This window comes from Alkalibacterium subtropicum (genome assembly GCF_900112455.1).
In the GTDB taxonomy this organism is placed as follows: domain Bacteria; phylum Bacillota; class Bacilli; order Lactobacillales; family Carnobacteriaceae_A; genus Alkalibacterium; species Alkalibacterium subtropicum.
Genome location: NZ_FOLT01000005.1, coordinates 90478 through 114072, shown reverse-complemented (window position 1 = coordinate 114072; position 23595 = coordinate 90478). Strand labels below are relative to the sequence as shown.

At 45.4% G+C, this 23595-nt stretch carries 21 protein-coding genes; 19 read left to right on the top strand and 2 right to left on the bottom strand.

What is annotated here, in order from left to right; genetic code table 11:
- The first annotated feature begins 3 nt into the window (after positions 1 to 3).
- The 11 genes from nrdI (at position 4) to pepF (ending at position 12724) form a co-directional block, all read left to right on the top strand.
- On the top strand, positions 4 to 387 hold the full coding sequence (nrdI, locus tag BM049_RS07055) for a class Ib ribonucleoside-diphosphate reductase assembly flavoprotein NrdI (RefSeq protein WP_091529874.1): 384 nt from the start codon (positions 4 to 6) through the stop codon (positions 385 to 387).
- Complete coding sequence (gene nrdE / locus BM049_RS07050; RefSeq protein WP_091529873.1) at positions 362 to 2548, top strand: class 1b ribonucleoside-diphosphate reductase subunit alpha; 2187 nt, start codon at positions 362 to 364, stop codon at positions 2546 to 2548. The genes nrdI and nrdE overlap by 26 nt, the downstream gene beginning before the upstream one ends.
- A gap of 69 nt (positions 2549 to 2617) precedes the next feature.
- Positions 2618 to 3580, top strand: a complete 963-nt coding sequence (nrdF, locus tag BM049_RS07045) for a class 1b ribonucleoside-diphosphate reductase subunit beta (RefSeq protein ID WP_091529913.1) — start codon at positions 2618 to 2620, stop codon at positions 3578 to 3580.
- A gap of 134 nt (positions 3581 to 3714) precedes the next feature.
- Positions 3715 to 5910 carry an anaerobic ribonucleoside-triphosphate reductase gene (gene nrdD / locus BM049_RS07040; RefSeq protein WP_091529872.1) on the top strand — a complete coding sequence of 732 codons (2196 nt, stop codon included), beginning with the start codon at positions 3715 to 3717 and terminating at the stop codon, positions 5908 to 5910.
- Positions 5900 to 6460, top strand: a complete 561-nt coding sequence (nrdG, locus tag BM049_RS07035; RefSeq protein ID WP_091529871.1) for an anaerobic ribonucleoside-triphosphate reductase activating protein — start codon at positions 5900 to 5902, stop codon at positions 6458 to 6460. The genes nrdD and nrdG overlap by 11 nt, the downstream gene beginning before the upstream one ends.
- Positions 6461 to 7339: 879 nt before the next feature.
- Entirely contained in the window at positions 7340 to 8092 is a 753-nt protein-coding gene (locus BM049_RS07030) for a tRNA1(Val) (adenine(37)-N6)-methyltransferase (RefSeq protein ID WP_091529870.1), read from the top strand.
- Positions 8085 to 8432, top strand: a complete 348-nt coding sequence (locus BM049_RS07025) for a GIY-YIG nuclease family protein (RefSeq protein ID WP_091529869.1) — start codon at positions 8085 to 8087, stop codon at positions 8430 to 8432. The genes BM049_RS07030 and BM049_RS07025 overlap by 8 nt, the downstream gene beginning before the upstream one ends.
- Positions 8410 to 9288, top strand: coding sequence for a 16S rRNA (cytidine(1402)-2'-O)-methyltransferase (rsmI, locus tag BM049_RS07020; protein WP_091529911.1), 879 nt, complete (start codon positions 8410 to 8412; stop codon positions 9286 to 9288). Before BM049_RS07025 ends, rsmI begins: the two co-directional genes overlap by 23 nt.
- A gap of 20 nt (positions 9289 to 9308) precedes the next feature.
- The gene (locus BM049_RS07015; RefSeq protein WP_091529868.1) at positions 9309 to 9671 is read left to right on the top strand and encodes a hypothetical protein; all 363 of its coding nucleotides are present in this window, start codon (positions 9309 to 9311) and stop codon (positions 9669 to 9671) included.
- A 71-nt stretch (positions 9672 to 9742) separates the two neighbouring features.
- Positions 9743 to 10693, top strand: coding sequence for an NAD(P)-dependent oxidoreductase (locus tag BM049_RS07010; protein WP_091529867.1), 951 nt, complete (start codon positions 9743 to 9745; stop codon positions 10691 to 10693).
- 228 nt (positions 10694 to 10921) lie between these two features.
- On the top strand, positions 10922 to 12724 hold the full coding sequence (pepF, locus tag BM049_RS07005; protein ID WP_091529866.1) for an oligoendopeptidase F: 1803 nt from the start codon (positions 10922 to 10924) through the stop codon (positions 12722 to 12724).
- Between the two features lie 485 nt (positions 12725 to 13209).
- Here the strand turns inward: pepF and BM049_RS12205 are convergent, their stop codons facing one another.
- Both BM049_RS12205 and BM049_RS06995 read right to left on the bottom strand, forming a co-directional pair.
- Positions 13210 to 13392, bottom strand: coding sequence for a PspC domain-containing protein (locus BM049_RS12205; protein ID WP_091529908.1), 183 nt, complete (start codon positions 13390 to 13392; stop codon positions 13210 to 13212).
- Positions 13393 to 13422: 30 nt separating this feature from the next.
- Complete coding sequence (locus BM049_RS06995; protein WP_091529865.1) at positions 13423 to 14697, bottom strand: BaiN/RdsA family NAD(P)/FAD-dependent oxidoreductase; 1275 nt, start codon at positions 14695 to 14697, stop codon at positions 13423 to 13425.
- A gap of 179 nt (positions 14698 to 14876) precedes the next feature.
- Between BM049_RS06995 and BM049_RS06990 the strand changes: the two genes are divergently transcribed.
- The 8 genes from BM049_RS06990 to BM049_RS06955 all read left to right on the top strand — a co-directional run bounded on the left by BM049_RS06990 (position 14877) and on the right by BM049_RS06955 (position 23558).
- Positions 14877 to 16310, top strand: a complete 1434-nt coding sequence (locus BM049_RS06990; RefSeq protein ID WP_091529864.1) for a 6-phospho-beta-glucosidase — start codon at positions 14877 to 14879, stop codon at positions 16308 to 16310.
- Between the two features lie 131 nt (positions 16311 to 16441).
- Positions 16442 to 17629: a GNAT family N-acetyltransferase gene (locus BM049_RS06985; protein ID WP_177188627.1), complete on the top strand. Its 1188-nt coding sequence runs from the start codon at positions 16442 to 16444 to the stop codon at positions 17627 to 17629.
- 174 nt (positions 17630 to 17803) lie between these two features.
- Positions 17804 to 18412: a DUF1819 family protein gene (locus tag BM049_RS06980; RefSeq protein WP_091529860.1), complete on the top strand. Its 609-nt coding sequence runs from the start codon at positions 17804 to 17806 to the stop codon at positions 18410 to 18412.
- A 231-nt stretch (positions 18413 to 18643) separates the two neighbouring features.
- Positions 18644 to 19240 carry an ATP-dependent Clp endopeptidase proteolytic subunit ClpP gene (gene clpP / locus BM049_RS06975; RefSeq protein WP_091529859.1) on the top strand — a complete coding sequence of 199 codons (597 nt, stop codon included), beginning with the start codon at positions 18644 to 18646 and terminating at the stop codon, positions 19238 to 19240.
- 153 nt (positions 19241 to 19393) lie between these two features.
- Complete coding sequence (locus BM049_RS06970) at positions 19394 to 19930, top strand: thioredoxin domain-containing protein (RefSeq protein ID WP_091529857.1); 537 nt, start codon at positions 19394 to 19396, stop codon at positions 19928 to 19930.
- A 157-nt stretch (positions 19931 to 20087) separates the two neighbouring features.
- Positions 20088 to 21122 (top strand): sugar-binding transcriptional regulator, encoded by a 1035-nt coding sequence (locus BM049_RS06965; RefSeq protein WP_091529855.1) that lies wholly within the window; start codon positions 20088 to 20090, stop codon positions 21120 to 21122.
- Positions 21123 to 21157: 35 nt separating this feature from the next.
- Positions 21158 to 22150, top strand: a complete 993-nt coding sequence (gap, locus tag BM049_RS06960) for a type I glyceraldehyde-3-phosphate dehydrogenase (protein WP_091529854.1) — start codon at positions 21158 to 21160, stop codon at positions 22148 to 22150.
- A 220-nt stretch (positions 22151 to 22370) separates the two neighbouring features.
- Positions 22371 to 23558: a phosphoglycerate kinase gene (locus BM049_RS06955; RefSeq protein WP_091529852.1), complete on the top strand. Its 1188-nt coding sequence runs from the start codon at positions 22371 to 22373 to the stop codon at positions 23556 to 23558.
- Positions 23559 to 23595: the final 37 nt, after the last annotated feature.

Genomic DNA, 23595 nt, shown 5'->3' with positions numbered 1-23595 from the left:
AAAATGAAAGTGGTCTTTTTTACACTGACTGGTCAGACACGTAAATTTGTAGAGAAGTTAAAAATGGATGTGCTGGAATTAAATCCGGCAGATCCGTTTATTGAAATGAATGACCCTTTTATCATAGTGACCCCTACTTATGACAAAGAAGTCACTGAAATATGGGACGACTTTCTTGAAACCGGAGAGAATAGCCAATGGTTAAAAGGAGTCGCGGGCGGAGGAAACATAAACTTTGGTCAGCTGTACGTCTTCACGGCCAAAGATATCGCACAGGACTATAACGTGCCCTTGCTCCACCGATTCGAATTTCAGGGGAATGATGAGGACGTTTGGAAACTAAAGAAAGCGGTGAACGATCTTGGTATCGACAAGCACACTAAATGAAAAGTCAAAAGAAGTAACGTATTTTAAACTGAATAATGAAATCAACCGGCCTGTAGATAATCAGATCCCTCTGCACAAAGATCAGGAAGCGGTCCAGGCTTTTTTCAAAGAACATATCGAGCCAAACACTGTCCCTTTCGATAGTGTGAAAGCAAAACTGACTTACTTAATCACTCATGACTTTATCGAGAGGGGATTTATTGACAAGTATTCCGAAGCATTTCTCGATCAGTTATTTGAAGAGCTTTATGCCAGACAGTTCCGGTTCCGCTCGTTCATGGGCGCCTATAAGTTTTACACACAGTATGCGCTGAAAACCAACGACGGCAAGCAGTATCTGGAACGTTTTGAAGACCGGATCGCCTTTAATGCCTTGTATCTGGCAGATGGTGACGAGGAGCTGGCCAGTCATATTGCTGATGAGATCATCAACCAGCGTTATCAGCCGGCTACGCCGACATTCCTGAACGCCGGACGCAAGCGACGTGGCGAATTTGTTTCCTGTTTCCTGATCCAGACGATGGATGATATGAACAGTATCGGACGCACGATCAACTCGGCGCTTCAGCTGTCACGCATCGGCGGGGGTGTCGGGGTGAACCTGACGAATCTGAGAGCAGCGGGTGATCCGATCAAGCATATCGAGAATGCTTCAAGCGGCGTCCTGCCCGTCATGAAACTTTTAGAAGACAGTTTCAGCTATTCCAATCAGCTTGGCCAGCGTAATGGGGCCGGAGCAGTCTATTTGAACGTCTTCCATCCGGACATCCTGCATTTCTTATCAACCAAAAAAGAAAATGCAGATGAAAAAGTACGTGTCAAAACGCTGTCTTTAGGTCTTGTGGTACCCGATAAGTTTTACGAACTGGCTGCTCAAAACGAGGACATGTATCTTTTCAGTCCCTATGATGTCGAACGCCTCTACGGCAAGCCCTTTTCATATGTGGATATTTCCGGGGAATACGAGAAACTGGTTGCTGATCCGGAAATAAGAAAAACAAAAATCAATGCACGTGAACTTGAAAACGAAATCTCCAAGCTTCAGCAGGAATCCGGCTATCCTTATATCATCAATATCGACACAGCGAACCGGGAAAATCCAGTTCATGGCACAATAACGATGAGCAACTTATGCAGCGAGATCCTGCAGATCCAGGAACCTTCCGTCATCAAAGATAATCAGAAATATGAAGTGATGGGGACCGACATCAGCTGCAACTTAGGCTCAACGAATGTGGTCAACTTGATGAACACACCAGATTTTGAACAGTCGATCAGTACGATGGTCCGGGCGCTCACCTATGTGACTGACCATTCGAGTATCGATGCGGTGCCGACTGTGAAAAACGGGAATGACAAGTACCATACGATAGGTTTGGGCGCTATGGGGATGCACACGTTTTTTGCGTTGAATCAGATGCATTATGGTTCGCCGGAATCGATCGAATTCACGGATGTCTACTTCATGCTGCTGAATTACTACACATTGAAAGCCAGTAATGAGATGGCCAGAGAGAAACAGACGGTTTTTCATAACTTTGAAAAATCGGATTATGCATCAGGGAAGTACTTTGATACCTACACAGAAGAAACCTTCACATTTAAACACGAAAAAGTCGAGCGCCTGTTCAATGACCGCGGGATATCTGTTCCATCTAAAGAAGACTGGGTACAGCTGAAAAAAGACGTTCAAACACATGGTCTTTATCATCAGAACCGTCTGGCTGTTGCCCCGACGGGATCCATCAGTTACGTGAACGAAACGTCGGCCAGTCTGCATCCGATCACGCGTCTGGTAGAGGAACGTCAGGAAAAACTGACTGGGAAGACCTATTACCCGGCCCCCTACTTATCTAATGAAACGATGCCATATTACACCAGCGCCTATGACATGGATATGCGTAAAGTCATCGATGTCTACGCGGCGGCTCAAAAGCACGTGGACCAGGGGATGAGTCTGACACTCTTTATGCGTTCGGCGATCCCTGAAGGCTTGTATGAATGGAAAGAAGGGCGTACCAACAAACAGACGACTCGGGATCTGACGATTCTGAGACACTATGCCCATAAAAAAGGTGTGAAGTCGATTTACTATGTGCGGACCTTTACCGACGATGAAGAAGAAATCGGGGCCAACGCCTGTGAAAGCTGTACGATTTAACAGGAGAAATATTTGCGAGGAAAAGAAGAGGCTGAAACAGGTCTCTTCCTGAATGAAGGAGAATTAAGTATGACAGAAGCCTATAAAGCCATCAACTGGAATCGAATCGATGATATGATCGACAAACTGACATGGGAAAAGCTGGTGGAACAGTTCTGGACGGACACCCGGATCCCGCTTTCCAATGACTTGAGTGACTGGAACACGTTGCCGTTAAACGAACGGGAAATGATCGCCAAAGTATTTGGGGGGTTGACGCTCCTGGACACACTGCAGTCACAGGATGGGATCGAGGCCCTCAAGAAAAGCAGCCGGACTCAGCATGAAGAAGCCGTCTATAATAATATCGAATTCATGGAATCCATGCATGCCAAAAGCTACAGTGCGATTTTCAGTACGTTGAATACAAAAGCTGAAATCGACGAGATTTTTGAGTGGACGCACTCCAATCCGATGCTTCAGAAAAAAGCGCAGATCATCAACGGGATCTATCAGGACGGGACCGATCTGCAGAAGAAAGTGGCGAGTGTCCTGCTGGAGTCGTTTCTGTTCTATTCCGGCTTTTATGCTCCGCTTTATTATCTCGGAAACAGTAAGCTGACGAATGTCGCGGAGATCATCAAGCTGATCCTGCGGGATGAATCGGTCCATGGCACGTATATCGGATATAAGTTTCAGGTTGGCTATAATCAGCTGGATGAAACAGAACAGGAAGAGCTTAAGAACTGGGCTTATGACTTGCTGTTCCGACTCTACGAAAATGAAATAGAGTACACGGGTCATTTGTATGATGAAATCGGCTGGACGGACAGCGTCGGTATCTTTTTAAGATACAATGCCAACAAAGCGCTGCAGAACCTTGGCTTTGATCCCTTGTTCCCTGATACGGCACAAGATGTCGACCCGATCATCATGAACGGTATCTCGACAGGGACCAGCAATCACGATTTCTTCTCCCAAGTCGGGAATGGATATTTAGTGGGCATGGTCGAATCGATGGAAGACAGCGACTACGAGAAGTGGATGAGTTAAGCAGCATCAATGACGTTTACAGGCGTTTCTCTAAAGGGAAACGCTTGAAACTGATTTGAAGATGTACATATATTTTTTTGGATATACTTGTGAATGATTGAATAAGATAGGTTAAATCAGAGGAGGACATCAACATGCAGAACGTAAAAATGGAAAATGAAGGAACAGCAAAAGATTATGAGTTGTCAGCCGTAAAAAAACGGGACGGAAGAGTACAGACGTATGACCGCAGGAAAATCACAGAAGCCTTGTTTCAGGCTGTTCAGCAGCTGGATCTGGGTTTTTCATTCAGTGACTTGAAAGGAATCGCCCTGGAAGTCGAAAAGATCATTCTCAGCAATGATGATTCGGATATCGACACCCAAGCGATCGATTTTGTCGTTCTGGACGTTCTCAAGCAGCACGGCTTTCTGGACCTTGTCGAAGGATATATTCAACGCAGAGAAGACAAAGAGAAAAAGCGTGAGAGCAGGCGTGATGTAAATGCCATGATCGACAGCCTGCTGAAACAGGACAAAGCCATTGTCAATGAAAATGCCAATAAAGACAGTAAGGTCTTCAACACACAGCGTGATCTGACGGCAGGGATCGTGGGTAAAGCATTGGGTCTGAAACTGCTGCCTGCGCATGTCGCCAATGCTCATGAAAAAGGGGATATCCATTACCATGATCTGGATTACACCCCTTATTCTCCCATGAGCAACTGCTGTCTGATCGACTTTGAAAATATGTTTGAGAACGGCTTTCAGATCGGCAATGCGGAAGTTGATTCACCGCGGTCCATCCAGACGGCTACCGCTCAAACCGCTCAGATCATAGCGAATGTGGCTTCAAGTCAGTACGGCGGATGCAGCTTCGACCGGGTGGATGAAGTGCTGGCCCCTTATGCCGGATTGAACTATCAGAAACACTTGAAAACGGCACAGGAGTGGATCGAAGGCCAGGAGAAGCAGGAAGCTTTCGCCACTGAAAAGACGAAAAAAGATATCTATGATGCCATGCAGAGTCTGGAGTATGAAATCAATACGCTTTACACCAGTCAGGGACAGACGCCGTTCACCAGTTTAGGCTTCGGGCTGGGCAAAAGCTGGATCGAACGTGAAATCCAAAAAGCGATTCTGACGGTCCGTATCAAGGGACTGGGCAAAGAAAAACGGACAGCCATTTTCCCTAAACTGATTTTCACTCTGAAAAAAGACCTGAATCTGAATGCGGAAGATCCCAACTACGATATCAAACAGCTGGCACTGGAATGCTCCACTAAACGTATGTACCCCGATATCCTGAGCTACGATAAGATAGTGGATATCACAGGCAGCTTCAAGACGCCGATGGGCTGCCGCTCCTTCCTGCAGGGATGGAAGAACGAGCAAGGCGAAGATGTCTCTGTGGGGCGCATGAATCTCGGAGTCGTGACATTGAATATTCCGCGGATCGCGATGGAATCCAAGGGAGACATCGACCGGTTCAATGCCTTGCTGGAAGAACGTCTGTGTGTCTTGAAAGACGGCTTACTGTTCAAAGCAAACCGCGTGATGGAAGCTGAACCCGCAAACGCCCCTATTTTGTACATGCACGGGGCATTCGGTAAACGGCTGGCAAAAGAAGACGATGTGTCCGAGCTCTTTTTGAATAAACGCGCAACGGTCTCTTTGGGATATATCGGGCTCTATGAAGCAGCTACCGTATTTTACGGCAATGAGTGGGAAGACAAGGAAGAAGCGAAAGAGTTTACGCTGGACATCATGAAAACATTGAAAGGCTACGCAGATGAGTGGGGCCAGGAAAGCGGCCTGCATGTCAGTGTCTACTCCACGCCAAGCGAAAGTCTGACCGACCGTTTCTGCCAGCTGGACAGGGATAAATTCGGTGAAGTTTCTGATATAACGGACAAAGGTTACTACACGAACAGTTTCCATTATGATGTACGGAAAAACCCGACACCTTTTGAAAAAATCGACTTCGAGAAAGATTATGCTCAGTATACGGGTGGCGGCTTCATCCACTACTGTGAATACCCTAAACTGCAGACGAATCCCAAAGCACTGGAAGCTGTCTGGGATTATGCTTATGACCGCATTGGTTATCTTGGCACGAACACTCCGATCGATCACTGCTATGAATGTGGCTTTGAAGGAGAGTTCAATCCAACTGAAAATGGGTTTAAGTGTCCCCAGTGCGGCAATACCAATGCAGAAACCTGTGATGTGGTGAAGAGGACCTGCGGGTATCTGGGCAATCCTCAGAAACGGCCGATGGTCGACGGACGTCATAAAGAGATCTCATCTCGTACGAAACATATGAAGGGATCTGGTTTAGATGCCAGCTGATCCGATTGCGTGGACGTCCGAACGTTTCAGTAAAAATTATGTTGCTGACTATAAACCGTATAATTTTGTGGACGGCGAAGGGGTCAGGTGCAGTTTGTATGTCAGCGGCTGCCCCTTTGCCTGCAAAGGCTGTTACAATAAAGCCGCTCAAAACTTTTCTTATGGCAAACCGTATTCTGAAGCTCTGGAAGAACAAATTTTAGAGGACTTGAAAGCCGACTACTGCCAGGGGCTGACGCTGCTGGGTGGCGAACCATTTCTGAATACCGGTGTGACGGTTCCACTGTGCACGAAAATAAGGGAAGCTTTCGACGATGCCAAAGATATCTGGTCCTGGACAGGCTATACCTGGGAAGAACTGATGGCGGGCACAGAAGACAAGAAAGCATTGCTTCGTGTGATCGATGTTCTTGTTGACGGACGGTTCGAACAGGACAAAATGGATCTGAATCTTGCTTTTAGAGGAAGTGCCAACCAGCGGATCATTGACGTGAAACAGTCTTTAGCTTCCGGAGAAGTCATCCTCTGGAAAAACGGCGAGTATAAATGACCAGAGACTTCAAGAAGGTAGACTTCAATTCAGTCGCCTTCTTGAAGTCTTTTTTTAGTGATGACTGTCTTGTGAGGGAAAAGTCGACAAGCAGAACGAATAAGTTCCTTAAAACAGTCTGCTGAACGGGAATTCGGTAAGTTGGGAGAGAATAGGTGCATGTAACTGTCGAATATAGCCAAGTTCGACAAGTACAGTCAGAGAAATCTCATCTAATTGTCGAAGAGAGGCCCTGTTCGGTAACTAGGATAAAAGGAGCTGGGCGTACTTACCTAAGGGAGCCAGGTTCGACAGGTAGCATAAGAATAATCATATGTACTTACCGAACAAGTGGCAAGTTCGACAGTTAGGTATAAAAAAGTTCATTCAAACTACCGAATAACGCCAAGTTCGGTAGTTAGGGAGAAGAATCTTAGTGTAATGACCGAACAGGTAAGAGGGCAGCAAGCAGCATCGAGTCAAAATTATGTAAATATTGTATAGTACAGCAAAACGACTTCGTTCCTCTTACACTCAGACTGGAGCGTCCCATTTGCTTATCTCCCAGAAAATGGTATACTTGTAATTACGTTGAAAGTAAATATGAAGTATAATATAAACACGTTTTAAAGAAATTTATTCACACTGGCGCAACTATGGAGTTGTAAGGACACGATAGAGGTAGGGATCGGGTCGTATAAATGAGAAACTTAGTCATATTCATATGAATGGGAATAAAAAAGATTCACTTTAGAAATATTTATTTTTAATTATAGAAAGCCGCTCACTTGTGAGTGGCTTTTGTCAATTCTGCCGTCTTTTATATACATATCAGGATAAAACAGACGAGGATTTTTGGTATACTTAATCTAACGACAATAAAGGAAGCTAGGTATTATAATGGAGATTCAATTAAAAGGAGATGAACGCATCGACCAGCTGATGCAGTACGACCTGGAGATCATACAGAGCCCTTCAGTGTTTTCATTCTCGCTGGATGCCGTATTACTGGGTGACTTTGCAAAAGTACCGAAACATGACCGGGCTAGAGTGGTTGATTTATGTTCAGGAAACGGGGCAGTCGCCCTGATGCTGAGCCAGAAAACGAAGAGCAAAGTCATGGCCATGGAGCTGCAGGAACGTCTGGCCGACATGGCCGAGCGCAGTATCAAGCTCAACCACTTAACAGATCAAGTGGCAATGATCCACTCGGATGTTAACCATGCGACCGAACACATCAAAAAAGATTCAGTGGATGTTCTGACCTGTAACCCGCCGTATTTTACAGTCACGGAAAAGAGCCGGAAGAACCCCAATGCGCACTTGGCCATCGCGAGACACGAACTGCATCTAACGCTGAAAGAACTGATGACGGTATCTTCGGGCCTTCTGAAAACGAAAGGCAAAGCCTATTTTGTCCATCGACCCGAGCGTTTCCTGGAAATCATGGATGAGATGCGGGCAGCCGATCTGGCCCCCAAACGTATACGCTTTGTTTACCCGAAACCGGACAGAGAAGCGAACATGCTGCTGATCGAAGGCATTAAACAGGGAAAAGAAACAGGGCTGAAAATATTGCCGCCCCTGTTTGTTTTCGACGAGAATGGCGATTATTACCCGGAAGTGAGAAGGATGATCTACGGCAATGAGTGAAGCAAAGACGAGTTACTTTTACGTTTTACATTGTAAGGACGGAACGCTTTATGGTGGATATACGACAGACCTTTCCCGTAGACTGAAAGAACATAACGACGGCATAGGAGCCAAGTATACACGGCCTAAGAGACGGCGTCCGTTAAGAATGATTTATGCGGAAGCGTATGAAACGCGCAGTGAAGCAACCAAAGCAGAAGCGGCATTCAAAAAACAGGCACGCACACAGAAAAACCGATACCTGAAGGAACAAGGTGTGAAAACGCCATTTAAAAATCAGAGTGTGTGTGTCGTGAGAGAGGTGACGGGAAAACATGATCAAGACGCAGAAAAGTTTTGAACAAAAGAATCAGGGGACACTTTTCTTGGTTCCGACCCCTATAGGTAATCTGGAAGACATAACGTTCCGGGCCGTCAATATGTTAAAAGCGGTCGACCTGATCGCATCGGAAGATACGCGGAACACCCAGAAACTCCTGAATCACTTCAAAGTGGAGACCCCACAGACGAGTTTCCATGAACACAATTCAAAAGAACGGACACCGCAGCTGATCGAAAAAATCAAGGCTGGACAGTCGATCGCTCAAGTGAGTGATGCCGGCATGCCGTCCATAAGTGATCCTGGCGTGGATCTGGTGAGAGCAGCCGTAGATGCTGGCATAACGGTCGTGCCTCTGCCGGGACCTAACGCCGCACTGACAGCCTTGATCGCCTCGGGGTTATCACCTCAACCTTTCTACTTTCTGGGCTTTTTACCACGAAAGAAGAAAGACCTGACAGCTGAACTGGAAGAACTGAATAAACGAAAAGAGACCCTCGTTTTTTATGAATCACCACATCGCGTCAAGCAGGTGGTGGAGACCATGCAAGCTGTCTATGGTTCTGAGAGAAAAATCGTTCTGGCTCGGGAAGTCACGAAGCGCTTTGAAGAATTTATCCGCGGCACGATGGAGGAGGTCTGCGAATGGTTAAGTAATGAAAACATCCGTGGCGAATTTGTCATCATTGTAGAGGGTAATGAGCATGCAGAAACATTAGAAGATAAAGTGTGGGAAAGCTGGACGTTGAAAGAGCACGTGTCATTTGTCATGGAAAACGAGTCACTGCCCAGTAAAAAAGCAATCAAGGAAGTCGCACTACTTAGGGATATACCCAAGCGTGAGGTGTATGCCGCCTATCACGAACTAGAAAATTAACTAACGGGGAGGAATTTGAAATGAAAAACAGACGACTGATTTTGCCGATGCTTGCTTTAAGTCTAGGTCTGGCTGGCTGCCAGGATACCGAGGAAGATACAGGAACAGAAACACCGACGGAAGAAACTGCAGATGAAGAAGATTCAACGACAGATAGTGCCACTTCAGGGGTCAATGACGAGGAAGCCATGCCGACTGAAGGGGAACCGTCTGATCCGGACTACGTCTTATTAGAAGAGGCCAAAGATGAATACTACAGTGGAGATTTAGAGACCGCTGAAGAAAAACTGAATCAATTGCTGGGAAATGATTTATCCGGCAAAGAGCTGCTGGAAGCTGAGGCCGAAGATCTACTGGAAGAAATCAGTCAGCAGCTGGAGTGATTGGATGCTGGCGAATCCATCATCAGGGACAAACAGCAGAAGTAGAAGGTAAATCAAAGGAGAGATCGTGAGTGTCTGACAAGTTACTAAGCTACATCAAACTGACCGATGAACAGTGCAGTCAAGTAAAACAGATAGCCCCTTCGTATGAGATCATTGAATCTTTGAGTGAGGCTGACGATTTTACTGAAGTCAAAGCCATATACGGCTGGGATAAGGATGAAATGACTCAGCTGTTGAAGGGTCCGCAAAACGAACTCGAATGGGTCCAGTTATTGTCCGCCGGTGTCGATTACGTGGATCTGGAAAGACTCAATGAACTGGATGTGACCTTGACCAATGCCAGCGGGATCCATGGGAAGGGCATCACCGAATCGATTTTTGGCATGATTTTGAGTTACACACGAAAAATCGGTTATTCACTGATTAAACAGCGTCAGAGAAAGTGGGATCCGGCTCAAGAGTTATTCGAGCTGAGCGGAAAGACCATGCTTATCGTCGGCTCCGGAGCTATCGGGACCCAGACGGGTAAAGTGGCCCAGGCTTTCGGTATGAAAACGATCGGTGTGAACCGGAGCGGACAGCCGGTCGACTACATGGATGAGCTGGTAACACAGAACAAACTGGACGACGCCTTGCCGGAAGCCGATTTTGTCATCAACATTTTACCGCTGACGGATGAGACAGAGAATTTGTTCGATCTGAGTAAATTCAGAGTCATGAAAAGTTCTGCCGTGTTTGTAAACGTCGGACGCGGACAGACCGTGGTCACGAACGACCTGCTGAAAGCCCTGGATGAACAGTGGATCCAGTATGCGGCTCTGGATGTTGTGCATGAAGAACCGTTGCCGGAAGATCACCCTGTTTATAAACGGGAGGATGTTCTGCTGACGCCGCACATCGCCGGAGGACTGGAAGATTATGCCGCGAGTGTCTTCCCGATATTCATGGAGAATCTGCAGGCGTTTGCTAAGGGCGAAGCTCCTTCGAAAAATGTTGTGGATTACGAAGCCGGGTATTAACTGAATATGGTCAGAGGCCTCCTGAACTTTCTATAGTATGTTCAGGAGGCTTTATAACTCATTGTGATGATAAATCGATGATAAAACAACACGTATTTAACGAAATAAATATTAAAACACTCTCACATATCAAAGGTAATCATGCTATAATAATCCTAAGAGCAATTTTTTTTGCTGCTGATATGACACAACGTCATAAATCATTGTAAAGGTTAAGGGGAGAAAACTATGTCAGAAGAAATGAAAAAACGTGCAGACATTGCTGAAGAACTGAAGTGGGACTTGAGTGCCATTTTTCCTAGTCAGGAAGCTTTTGAAAAAGCACTTAAGGCGTTACCTGAAGAAGTAGACGCATTCGCAAACAAGTATGATGGGAATCTGACTGATGTCACTACTGTGGTAGAAGGGGTTAAAGATTACGAAGAGATTTTTGCAAAAGCCTCTCATTTGGGACAATACGGACGTCTGCCGGTATCAGTGGATATTACGGACAGTGAAGCCCAGCAACAGGCGCGCCACACATCAAACGTGCTGGCCGGTGTCAGTGCAAAAATGAGTTTCTTCCAGTCGCAAATGGAAGACTTGGATGAAGGGACATTGAATGCTGTTGTAGATATCGAGCCTGTTTATGCAGCGTATATCAGAAAAATCAAAAAGTCCAAATTAGCCAAGCTCGATCCAAAAGTAGAAGAAGCATTGGCGCAGCTTTCTCCTGTGTTTGAAGCACCGGCAGAAATCTTCGAACAGGCACGTTCGGCTGATGCAGACTACGGAACCTTTGAAGTGGAAGGCAAAGAATACCCACTCAGTTTCGTTTTATATGAAGAAGTGTACATGTACTCGGATGATCCCAAGATCCGTCGTGCGGCTTATGATAAATTCAGTGAAGTCTTAGGTCAGTATAAAAATGTGGTCGCCACAGGGTATTACACACAGCTTCAAAGCGAGAAGACGTTGGCTACGATGCGCGGGTACGATTCGATTTTCGACTATCTTTTAGAAGACCAGGAAGTCACGCAGGACTTGTACCATCGTCAGATCGACATGATCATGAACGACTTCGCGCCTGTGATGCGTAAATTCATTACACACCTGAAAGAGGTTCACGGTCTGGATAAAATGACCTATGCCGACTTGAAAGTGGATCTGGATCCGGACTATACGACCCCGGTAAGCATCGAAGAATCCAAAGATTTAGTCAAAGAAGCCATGGCTCCATTAGGTGAAGACTATGTCAACATGATCTTGCGTGCCTATCCTGAACGCTGGGTCGACTTTGCCCAGAACCACGGCAAACGTTCCGGTGCTTTCTGTTCAACGACTTATGGTAAACATCCATATGTCATGGTGTCTTACACAGGTGAGCTGACAGATGCCTATACTTTGTTCCACGAGTTCGGCCATGCCGGTCAGGGAATCTTGTCCAATGAAAACAACCCGCTGACTAGTGCCCGTCCGTCACTGTACCTCATTGAAGGACCATCGACATTCAACGAGCTGCTGCTGACTGATTATTTAAAAGATAAAGCAGACGATCCGCGTATGGAACGTAATGTGTTATCTAAAATGATTTCAAAAACCTACTTCCACAACTTCGTGACGCACCTCCTGGAAGCAGCCTATCAGCGTGAAGTGTACCGTCTGATCGATGAGGGCAAGAGTTTCGATGCCAACAAGTTGAGCGAACTGAAACGAAATGTACTGGAAGAGTTCTGGGGAGATTCTGTTGAACTGGAACCTGGTGCAGAATTGACTTGGATGCGTCAGATCCACTACTACATGGGGCTTTACCCATATACCTACTCAGCTGGTCTGACGATCGCCACTCAAGCCTTCCTCAAAATCAAGAGCGGCGAAGAAAGCGTGGACGGCTGGTTAGACTTCCTGGCTTTAGGCGGACAAAAAGTGCCTGCCGAAGCAACGAAAGTCGCCGGTGTCGACATCACGACCGATCAGCCCCTGACCGATACCATCAAGTATCTTGACGAGTCTGTCGACCGTATCATTGAACTGACAAGTCAGTTGTCATAGTTTATTGAATATAATGAAGAGTCTGGGATGTCTCAGACTCTTCATTTTTTTGTAGACAGGATTTGTTATATTTAACGAAACAACTGAATCCTTATATGCTTTGGCGTATTCGTCATGATTACATTCGCGTACAAACCGATGAACGTTAAGGTTCGGTTTATTCATACGGAAAGAAACTATGTATAGACCGAAAAGATACAAATTCGGTCTATTCCAGAGTGTATGCAAATCGAAAGAGTCGAACGTGATAGAAGTTCGGCTCTTTGGAATGAGAGAAGCGTTCGGATAGACCGAACGTCTGTAGATTCGGTGTATTTGATTGATTTAGACATCTGTATGAACCGAATTCTCTTATTCTTTGTAAAAAAAGATCAAGTATAAAAACACACGACGCTGAGGGAGAAGAAAGTCCAATTCAGGCTTTCCGTCTATCGGTTCAACGTCGTGCGTTTACTGTTCTATTCAAAGCTACCGGAAACAAGCGTCTACAGGGTTCGTTCACTTTCAGCCATCGTATTAGCGAGAATGGCGTAAATGATAACGTTGGCGGGCAAAAAGATAAAGATGAGCCGGACGGCAAAGGAGGATATTCCGAAAAAATCGGCGATGCCACCACAAACGCCGTGAATCGATTTGTCAGTCGAGGACTTTCTAAGTTTGTGCTCCATATTCAAGCTGTCCCTTCCAAAATAAGACTTTTATTTTAATGCCAAAGCCGACTCTGCGGCATGCATGCCGGCCACGCGTCCGGTAATGAAGGCGCCGGTGATGTTATAGCCGCCTGTATATCCGTTATAATCAAGGATCTCTCCAGTGAAATACAGATTTTTTTTCTTCTTGCTTTCCAGTGATTTCGGATTCACTTCTTTTGTGTGCACGCCGCCGCCGGTGACAAAGGCCTTTTCGATCGGCAGGGAACCGTGTACGTCAAAGCGGAAATCTTTCAAAAATGTAATGATTGCTTCGACTTCTTTAGGTGTGAGGGTCTTGAAGGCTTTGTCGCTGTCGATGGACTGACGTTCCAGGCCGAACAGGATGTAACGCTCAGGACCGAACTGTTTCAGAACATTTTTGATGCTCTTGTCGCCGTCGTTCTTTTTAAACTGAGCCATTTTTTGCTTCAATTCGCCTTCAGTCATATCAGGCAGCGAATCGATCGTCATCGTGGCTGCATCCGTCTTGTCGCGTTTCATCGTCTGAAGGACAAACATCGAACAGCGCAGCACGGCCGGACCGGAAATGCCTAAGTGAGTGAAGATCATGTCCATGCGGTGAGTCACGACCGATTTTTTCTTCTTATTCAACACGCTCAAATTGATATCACGTAAAGACAAGCCCTGCAGGACGCGTTCTTCAATAAAAGATTCCTGGGAAGTAATAGGCACTTCGGTCGGATACAATTCTTTGATCGTATGACCGGCTTTTTTAGCCCATTTGTAGCCGTCACCCGTCGAACCGGTTTTAGGCATGGCGCGGCCACCGGTAGACAGTATGACAGAAGTCGCTGAGAATTCTCTGCCGTCTATAAGTCTTACGCCCGTTACTTTCTCCTCGTCATACAGGACCGTCTCAACGGGAGCATCGACAAATAAATCAATGTTCAAGTCGTCGATGATCTGTTTCAGGGCATTCACGATGGTGCGCGATTTATCTGTCGTTGGAAACATCCGTCCGTGGTCCTCTTCTTTCAAGGCAATACCGCGTGAACGGAAAAAATTCATGATATCGTAGTTGTCGTACTGATAAAAGGCGCTGTATAAAAAGCGCCCGTTTCCGGGGATATGTCGGATGATTTCTTCTTTATCGCGGTTATTCGTAACATTACAGCGGCCGTTTCCTGTGACCAGGAGCTTCCGGCCGACGAATTTGTTCTTTTCAATAAGTCCAACAGTGGCGCCGTGTTCTGCTGCAGAGATCGCAGCCATCATTCCGCTCGTTCCGCCACCGATGACAAGGACATCATAGTGTGTCATCTCAATTTCCTCTTTCCTGATTACATAGTCTCAGTCACTTTACCATATTCAAGGTGAAGTGACTAGTTAACAAAAAGTGAAATAATTTTTAGAAACCGCTTGTATGTAATGGATTTCACTCTATAAACTGAAAGAGAAGAGAAAAAGAAATCAAAGCTTTTATTACAGGAGGAGAACGAATGGGACTTAGAAAAGATTTTTTATGGGGCGGAGCTACCGCCGCCAATCAGCTTGAAGGTGGCTATGATCAGGACGGAAGAGGACTGGCCAATGTCGATGTGGCTCCGGTCGGAGAGGATCGTCGAGCTATTATATCAGGAGAGAAAAAGCATCTTGATTTCGATGATGAACATTTCTATCCGGCCAAAGAAGCCATCGATCACTATAACCGATACAAAGAAGATATCGCCTTGTTTGGCGAAATGGGTTTCAAGACCTACCGTCTGTCGATTGCCTGGACGCGCATTTTTCCAAAAGGGGATGAAAAGGAACCCAATGAAGCAGGACTGAAATTTTATGAGGACTTATTCAAAGAATGTCACAAGTATGGCATCGAGCCACTCGTTACGATCACACACTTTGACTGTCCGATGCATCTGATCAAAGAGTACGGCGGCTGGCGCAACCGGAAAATGTTGGACTTTTATGAAAACTTGACCCGTACACTCTTTACGCGTTACAAAGGCCTGGTCAAATACTGGCTGACCTTTAATGAAATCAATATCATCCTTCACGCACCATTCATGGGCGCAGGCATCGTCTTTGAAGAAGGCGAAAATAAAAAAGAAGTGCTATACCGTGCTGCTCACCATGAACTGGTGGCAAGTGCAATGGCAACAAAAATCGCGCATGAAGTGGATCCGAAAAACCAGGTCGGATGTATGCTGGCAGCAGGGAAAAATTATCCCAACTCTCCGCGCCCGATCGATGTCCTGGCTGCCCAGCAGGCTGACAGACAAAACTACTTCTTCATCGACGTGCAGTCGCGCGGCGAATATCCGGCATATGCTTTGAAAGAACTGGAACGGGAAGGCATAGAGATTCCTTTTGAAGAAGGCGACAGAGAACTGCTGAAAGAACACACGGTCGACTTTATCTCATTCTCCTACTATTCAAGTCGTGTAGCTTCCGGAGATCCTGAAGTTAATGAAAAGACAGAAGGCAATATCTTTGCCTCGGTTAAAAATCCTTATCTGGAAGCGAGCGAATGGGGCTGGCAGATCGATCCCTTAGGCCTGCGCATCACGATGAACGACATCTATGACCGTTATCAGAAACCTCTCTTTATCGTGGAAAACGGCTTAGGCGCAATCGATAAACCCGACGAAAATGGGTATGTCGAAGACGACTACCGTATCGATTATCTGGCGTCACACATAAAAGCCATGAAAGAGGCTGTCGAACTGGACGGTGTCGATCTGATGGGCTATACCTCATGGGGCTGTATCGATCTGGTCAGTGCGGGGACAGGTGAGATGAAGAAGCGCTACGGCTTTATTTACGTCGACCGTGACAATAAAGGAAACGGTACGTTGGAGCGTACACCGAAAAAATCCTTCCACTGGTACAAGAAAGTCATTGAGACCAATGGTGAAGATCTAAGCAACGACTAAACAGATAACAAGTAACGACAAAAGGGTTTTCGTCCACGCACCGCTGGATGGAAACCTTTTTTCTATAAAACTAAAAAAAAGCTGTAAAAAAGGTTATAATGAAGACAAACAGCCATGCGAAGGAGAAAAATATGACGACGATCAGAAAATTGTCACAACAGGATTTGGAAGATGTTTATCGATTAAATGTTTATGCCTTCCAATTTGAAGATACAGAAGAGGCCCAGAAGAGAATGCGTCATGAATTTGACTATGGCTCAGCTTATGGTGCTTTTTCAGAGGATAAGCTGACCAGCTCGCTGATCGTCTATCCGTTTGAGGTGTATTATCACGGCAGCATGTTTAAAATGGGCGGAATAGGGAACGTGACCAGTTACCCAGAGGTAAGAGGACAAGGTTCAGTCCGTAGCCTTTTAGAAACAGCGCTGAGAGAAATGAAAGATAACGGTATATTGATTTCTTATCTGGCTCCATTTTCCTACAAATTCTATCGTAAATTCGGATACGAGATAGCGTTTGAAAGACGCCGGTACAAAATCGAATCTGGTGCATTCGGCTCGTTCGAGGCCCCTGAACAGCGTGTCGACCGTGTATTATGGGAGGATGAGAAAGAAGCGGTGAAAAGTATTTATCACCAGAAGATGAAACAAGCCATAGGTCCACTTAAAAGACATGACTGGGTATGGGAAAAGCGGATCATGTCTCCGGACAAGAAACGACTCGCCCTTTTTCGGGATGATGAAGGATGTCCTCAAGGATACGTCCTGTATGACTTCACTGGAGAAAATCGGAACGATTTTCAGATCAATGAATTGAATGCTTTGACAGGGACGGCTGAAAAGGCACTCTGGGATTTTATCGGCACGCACGCTTCGAGATCCGAGGCATTCAGCTACACCGGTCGTTCTGATCAGCGGCTGACCCATTTGTTTCATGAAGCAGACCTGGATCAGAAAATAACGTCCTACATGATGGCCCGTATCGTCGATATGGAGAACTTCCTGAAACAGTTTCCTTTCGATTCAGAAAAGAATCAGGATTTCTGGCTGGAAGTCACTGATGATACAGCAGAATGGAACAACAAACTGTTCAAGCTCTCTCTTGCCGGACAGGAAGTCAGCATTACAGTCTCAGAAAAACCTGAAGATGACTCCCGTTTTCTCAAAGCCAGTATCCAGACATGGACCCAGCTGTTCATGCAGTTCAAAACAGCTGAAGAACTGCAGTTTGAAGGCTCGCTGTCGGGATCCAAAGAATCAGCGCAAGCCCTGCAGGATCTTTTACCTCAAGGTGTCCCTGAGCTGCATGACTTCTTCTGATATAAACTGTCTCCTTCAGTTGGCATCGACCACTTGAAAAACAGTTCTTGGAACCTTGTGTCCTGAGCTGTTTTTTTCAGTTTGACCCAGAAGGCGAGCCTGCAAGAAATATGTGCCAGTGAACGATAAATGATAAACTGAACGTGGAAAAAATAACAGGAAGGCGGAAGAACCGTGACTGAAAACACTTATCTGACAACTTTAAATACTCGGGGATTTCTATATGAAGAAACACTGATCGTCGCCGGACTTCTGCATGAGGGAAAAACTTTTGAGGCTATCCTGGAAACACTGCTTGAAGAAAATCGTTTCCAGCTGCACAGCCAGGACCGGACGGTGCGCTTTTTCAATGAGATCCAAAAACGTCTGGAGCAAATGGACGTATATTTGTTCAATCAGTTTTTAGTGACAGATGCCGAGACGAGCAAAGCTATCCTCTTTTATGCCCTGCTGAAAAAAGATCAGCTGCTGTTTGAATGGATGCGGGAAGTGGTCTGGGATAAATTTCTGGTGCTGGACTGGCATCTGAGCAAAAAGGAAACGTCAGCGTTCATTGAAAAGAAGGCAAAAGAAAACGAGACAGTCGCTCAATGGACGACCGACACGAAACAACTGCTTGGAGAAGCGTATCACCGTGTCCTGAACACTGTCGGTATGGGAAAGACTGATGGGGATGATATCGAGCTCCAGCGCTTGAACATTGATCCTCACATCCGGCAATATATGATCGAGCGCAAAGAACAAAGGGTCGTGGAAGTCGTCTTGGGCGAACTGGCGGGATGAGTTTGAGGACTGTCAGATGAGGTTTTTACTGCTATTGTTATGACCAACTAAAAGGATATGACTCATCGTCATCTTTCTTTTTATCTGAAGTGGAAACAGTGTCGAATATTTTCAGGCGATCAGCAGCACGTATTTGACCTTCTTTGACCAATAGGGTATAATCATTTTAGATTCATTAAAAATACCATTTATGCTACACTTATTTAGAAAGCATTTTAAGGAGGAAGTTACATGAATTTAGTACCTACAGTTATTGAACAATCCCCGCGTGGTGAGCGTGCGTATGACATTTATTCACGTCTGTTAAAAGACCGCATCATCATGCTCGGCGGACCGATCGACGATCAAGTGGCGAACTCAGTCATTGCCCAGCTGTTATTCCTGGACGCACAAGATCCCGAGAAAGATATCTATCTTTACATCAATTCCCCAGGCGGTAGCGTCACAGCTGGACTGGCTATCTTTGATACGATGAACTTCATTAAAGCAGACGTTCAGACGATCGCTATCGGACTTGCCGCTTCAATGGGAAGTTTCCTGCTTGCAGCCGGTGTGAAAGGCAAGCGTTTTGCTTTGCCGAATTCTGAAATCATGATTCACCAGCCATTGGGTGGCGCGCAGGGTCAGGCAACGGAAATTGAAATTGCAGCTAAACATATCCTGAGAACCAGAGATCGCTTGAACCGTATCCTGGTCGAACGTACAGGACAGTCTATGGAAGTCATTGAACGCGACACAGACCGTGACTTCTTCATGACCGCTGATGAAGCAAAAGAATATGGTTTAGTGGATGAGATCATGGATACATCTGCGGACTTAACAAAATAATATCATCGACAGCGACCTGCTCATTCGAGGGGGTCGTTTTTGCATTTCTATACAGTTTATCATTTCTTCTATAAATCGTTTTACTGGTCATCGATTTATCCCCGGAGTATACTTAAGAAAGTGGAGAATTAGTGAAAGGAGTTTGATAAGGGATTGGATACGTCAGCGATTAAAACTGAAGAAGTGACAACAAAAGGAGGTCTGCTTATTGGAAACGACAAAGCACCTGTGAAAATTGTCGAGTTCATCAACTTAAGGTGTCCGTATTCCAGACAATGGTGGGAGGAATCCCTTCCTATACTAGATTCTTATGTGAAAGAAAACAAAGTGCAGCGGATCATCAAGCACTTTGACAAAGATTCGCCAGGTCTGAGGAAGGGGAATGTGCTGCATCGCTTTTTGGACCACAGCGATCCGGCTAAAGCTAAAGAGGATATCACCTTCTACTTTGCTCATTTAGACGAATGGGGCAGCTTGTCCGAAGATGACATCGCTGATTATGCAAAAGAGAAGCGACATGCTGTAGAACAGAATAATAAGGAACACACTGAAAACATAATAGAAGAAACTAAAAAAGCGCATATCACTTCAGTTCCTACGATCGTCATCCATGACACTGTTTTTGATGAAAGCATATCTGAAGAAGATTTAGATAAACGGATCAAGACGGAATTGGCTTATCAGGCGTGAAGCCAAGCGGCTGACAGGACGAAAAAAGTCCCATCATTTTGGTTTGATGGGTTGAATTCTGACCCGCTTGCTGTTATACTTTGAATGTATGCAAGACAAGTAAGAGTATCACATTCGAGTTTAATAAGTGATTTCAGGGAAAGGTGTTCGTACACGTATGCTGTCGGTAATCGAAAAAGTTGCACCAGGAACACTGCATATACTGAAGCAGCGCTATTACATTCTGAATCAGATACAGAAAGTTGGCCCCATTGGCCGTCGCGCATTAGCGAATCGCCTGGGGTTCACTGAACGTGTCTTGAGAAAAGAAGTGGAAGTCCTGCGCAGTCAGGGCTTGATCAAATCTTCTTCTCAGGGAATGGAATGCACGCCGACCGGTATTACCGTGTTTCATCAATTGGACAAACTTATGGGACAGCATGTTCAGTCGCAGGAGAAAGAAGCAAAACTGGCGAACAAACTGGGTATTCATCACTGTACTATTGTCATCGGTAATGCCGATGCAGATCTGTCCAGTGCCGGCGACATGGCACGAGCGGCTACAGAAGTGCTGGATTTTCTGCTTCCTGAAGGTGCGAGTACAATAGCTGTCATGGGTGGAACAACAATGGTCCGAGTTGCAGAAGCGATGGATGAGCAGATCGGATCGAACCGTGATTTGATGTTTGTACCGGCAAGGGGCGGACTCGGTGAATCGGTAGACATACAGGCCAACGTGATTGCTGAAAATATGGCAAAGCGTACGGGCGGCAAAAGCCGTGCGTTGTATGCGCCGGAACATGTCAGAAGCGAAACCTATTCGCTGCTGCTTGAAGAACCTGAAATCAAAGAGACGCTCGAATTAGTTGAAAATGCCTCTGTTGTTTTGTACAGTATAGGTAATGCCATCGATATGGCAGAACGAAGAGGAATGAACGAAGAAACGTTGACTGAACTCGAAAATTCCGAAGCAGTAGCCGAAGCATTTGGCGAGTTCATCAATCTGAACGGCGAGATCGTTTATAAATTGTCTCGAATCGGACTGCAGTCCTCGAAACTGCCAAGTATCCCGCATGTCATTGCTGTTGCCGGTGGTAAAAAGAAAGCCAAGGCAATTGAAGCACACATGAAAACTGCTCCTCCGCACACATGGTTAGTGACGGATGAAGCAGCCGCAAATGAGATTTTAAACGGGGGAAACCCTTTAAAATAAAAAATATTTTTTATTTCCAAGGAGGAAATTAGATTATGTCAGTAAAAGTAGCAATCAATGGTTTTGGACGTATTGGACGTTTAGCACTTCGTCGTATTTTAGAAAGTGGATCAGATTTAGAAGTCGTTGCAGTCAACGACTTGACAAGTAATGAAGACTTGGCTTATCTATTCAAATACGATACAGCTCAAGGTACTTTCCAAGGCGATGTAGAAGCTAAAGGTGATTCATTAGTAATCAAAGGTAATGAAATCAAAGCTTATTCTGAAAAAGACGCACGTAACCTTCCTTGGGGCGACTTAGGTATCGATATCGTTCTTGAATCAACTGGATTCTACGTATCTAAAGAAGCTTCTCAAGCTCACCTGGATGCAGGAGCTAAACGCGTTCTTATCTCAGCTCCAGCCAAAGGCGACCTTAAAACGATCGTATTCGGTGTTAACCATGAAGAAATCAGTTCAGACGACACAATCGTTTCAGCTGCTTCATGTACAACAAACTGCTTGGCACCTATGGTCAACGTATTAAACAACGAATTTGGTCTTGACCACGGATTGATGAGCACGATCCACGCTTATACTTCAACTCAGAGCCTGCAAGACTCACCAGGCGGACGTAAGAGCCGTGCCGGTGCAGCAAACGCAATCCCAGCTTCAACTGGTGCTGCTAAAGCCGTAGGTAAAGTTATTCCTGCAGTTGACGGTAAAGTTGACGGAACTGCTGTACGTGTTCCAACGATCACTGGTTCAATGGTTGAATTATATTCTGTATTGAACAAAGAAGTAACAGCAGAAGAAGTTAACGAAGCAATGAAAAAAGCTTCTTCAGACGCATACCTTTACAATGAAGACGAAATCGTATCTTCAGACATCATCGGTGTGCCTGCTGGATCGATCTTCGATGCGACTCAAACTAAAATCCAAGACGGTAAAAACGGCCAGTTAGTCAAGACTGTCGCTTGGTACGACAACGAGTACGGTTTCACTGGTAACATGGTTCGTACTTTAGAATACTTCGCTAACAAATAATAACCAGCGACACAGCATTCTAAAACATTCAACCAAACAGAAATAAATAAAGCGGGGGAGCAACTACTCTACTATTTAAGAGAACAGACAGATTAATGCGAAAGCAGTCAATCGAACATGTTCAATCAAATAGAGGGGATCGCGCTTCCCCCTTTTTTTGTGAAAATCTAAAATTTATATTATAAAGAAACTTTCAAATTCGAAAGGAATGATTCGACTTATGGCAAAGAAAACTGTAAAAGACCTCGATCTTAAAGGCAAAAAAGTATTAGTCCGTGCTGACTTCAACGTACCGATGAAAGACGGTAAGATCACGAACGACAACCGCATCCAGGCTGCTTTACCAACTTTGGAATATATTCTGGACCAAGGCGGAAAAGCGATCGTGTTTTCTCACCTGGGACGCGTGAAAACGGAAGATGATAAAGCAGGCTTGTCAATGAAACCTGTTTCTGAACGTTTAAGCGAGTTATTAGGCAAAGATGTGACCTTCGTTGCGGAAACACGCGGCGAAGAGCTTGAAAGTGCTGTGAACAATTTGAACGACGGCGAAATCATGATGTTTGAAAACACACGTTTCGAAGATGTCGATGGTAAAAAAGAAAGCAAAAACGACCCTGAATTAGGTAAATACTGGGCAAGCTTAGGCGATGTGTTCGTCAATGATGCCTTCGGTACAGCGCACCGTTCACATGCTTCAAATGTAGGGATCGCTTCAAACGTTGAATCTGCTGCTGGATTCTTAGTTGAAAAAGAAATCAACTTCATCGGTGGCGCCGTTGACGAACCGAAACGTCCTTTCGTTGCTATCTTAGGTGGAGCGAAAGTTTCAGATAAAATCGGCGTTATCGAAAACCTGATCGCTAAAGCTGACAAAGTTTTAGTTGGTGGCGGAATGACCTATACCTTCTACAAGGCATTAGGTAAAGACATCGGTAATTCTTTACTTGAAGAAGATAAAGTTGACTTGGCTAAAGAATTGATGGACAAGGCCGGCGACAAGCTTGTTTTACCTGTTGATTCAGTTGTTGCTTCTGAATTTTCTAATGATGTTCCGACTGAAGTCGTTGGCGAAAACATTCCTGAAGGTAAAATGGGTCTGGATATCGGACCGAAAACTGTGGAGCTTTTTGAGAACGAATTGAAGGGCGCAAAAACTGTGGTCTGGAACGGTCCTATGGGCGTTTTCGAAATGGACAACTTCGCTCAAGGAACGATCAAGGTCTGTGAAGCTCTAGCTAACTTAGATGATGCAACAACGATCATTGGCGGCGGCGACTCAGCCACAGCAGCACAGCAGTTAGGTTTCGAAGATGACTTCAGCCACATCTCAACAGGTGGCGGCGCATCACTTGAATACCTTGAAGGTAAAGAACTTCCAGGAATCGCAGCGATCTCTGATAAATAAGAAAAGCAATACAAGCCCGGTTTGATTCCTGTGAAAA

Coding starts and splice junctions, on each gene's coding strand:
- BM049_RS06985 (WP_177188627.1), top strand. CDS start 16,442: ATGACGACGATCAGAAAATTGTCACAACAGGATTTGGAAGATGTTTAT.
- nrdD (WP_091529872.1), top strand. CDS start 3,715: ATGCAGAACGTAAAAATGGAAAATGAAGGAACAGCAAAAGATTATGAG.
- nrdG (WP_091529871.1), top strand. CDS start 5,900: ATGCCAGCTGATCCGATTGCGTGGACGTCCGAACGTTTCAGTAAAAAT.
- BM049_RS06995 (WP_091529865.1), bottom strand. CDS start 14,697: ATGACACACTATGATGTCCTTGTCATCGGTGGCGGAACGAGCGGAATG.
- BM049_RS12205 (WP_091529908.1), bottom strand. CDS start 13,392: ATGGAGCACAAACTTAGAAAGTCCTCGACTGACAAATCGATTCACGGC.
- BM049_RS07015 (WP_091529868.1), top strand. CDS start 9,309: ATGAAAAACAGACGACTGATTTTGCCGATGCTTGCTTTAAGTCTAGGT.
- BM049_RS07030 (WP_091529870.1), top strand. CDS start 7,340: ATGGAGATTCAATTAAAAGGAGATGAACGCATCGACCAGCTGATGCAG.
- BM049_RS06965 (WP_091529855.1), top strand. CDS start 20,088: ATGCTGTCGGTAATCGAAAAAGTTGCACCAGGAACACTGCATATACTG.
- clpP (WP_091529859.1), top strand. CDS start 18,644: ATGAATTTAGTACCTACAGTTATTGAACAATCCCCGCGTGGTGAGCGT.
- BM049_RS07025 (WP_091529869.1), top strand. CDS start 8,085: ATGAGTGAAGCAAAGACGAGTTACTTTTACGTTTTACATTGTAAGGAC.
- BM049_RS06990 (WP_091529864.1), top strand. CDS start 14,877: ATGGGACTTAGAAAAGATTTTTTATGGGGCGGAGCTACCGCCGCCAAT.
- nrdF (WP_091529913.1), top strand. CDS start 2,618: ATGACAGAAGCCTATAAAGCCATCAACTGGAATCGAATCGATGATATG.
- nrdI (WP_091529874.1), top strand. CDS start 4: ATGAAAGTGGTCTTTTTTACACTGACTGGTCAGACACGTAAATTTGTA.
- pepF (WP_091529866.1), top strand. CDS start 10,922: ATGTCAGAAGAAATGAAAAAACGTGCAGACATTGCTGAAGAACTGAAG.
- BM049_RS06955 (WP_091529852.1), top strand. CDS start 22,371: ATGGCAAAGAAAACTGTAAAAGACCTCGATCTTAAAGGCAAAAAAGTA.
- gap (WP_091529854.1), top strand. CDS start 21,158: ATGTCAGTAAAAGTAGCAATCAATGGTTTTGGACGTATTGGACGTTTA.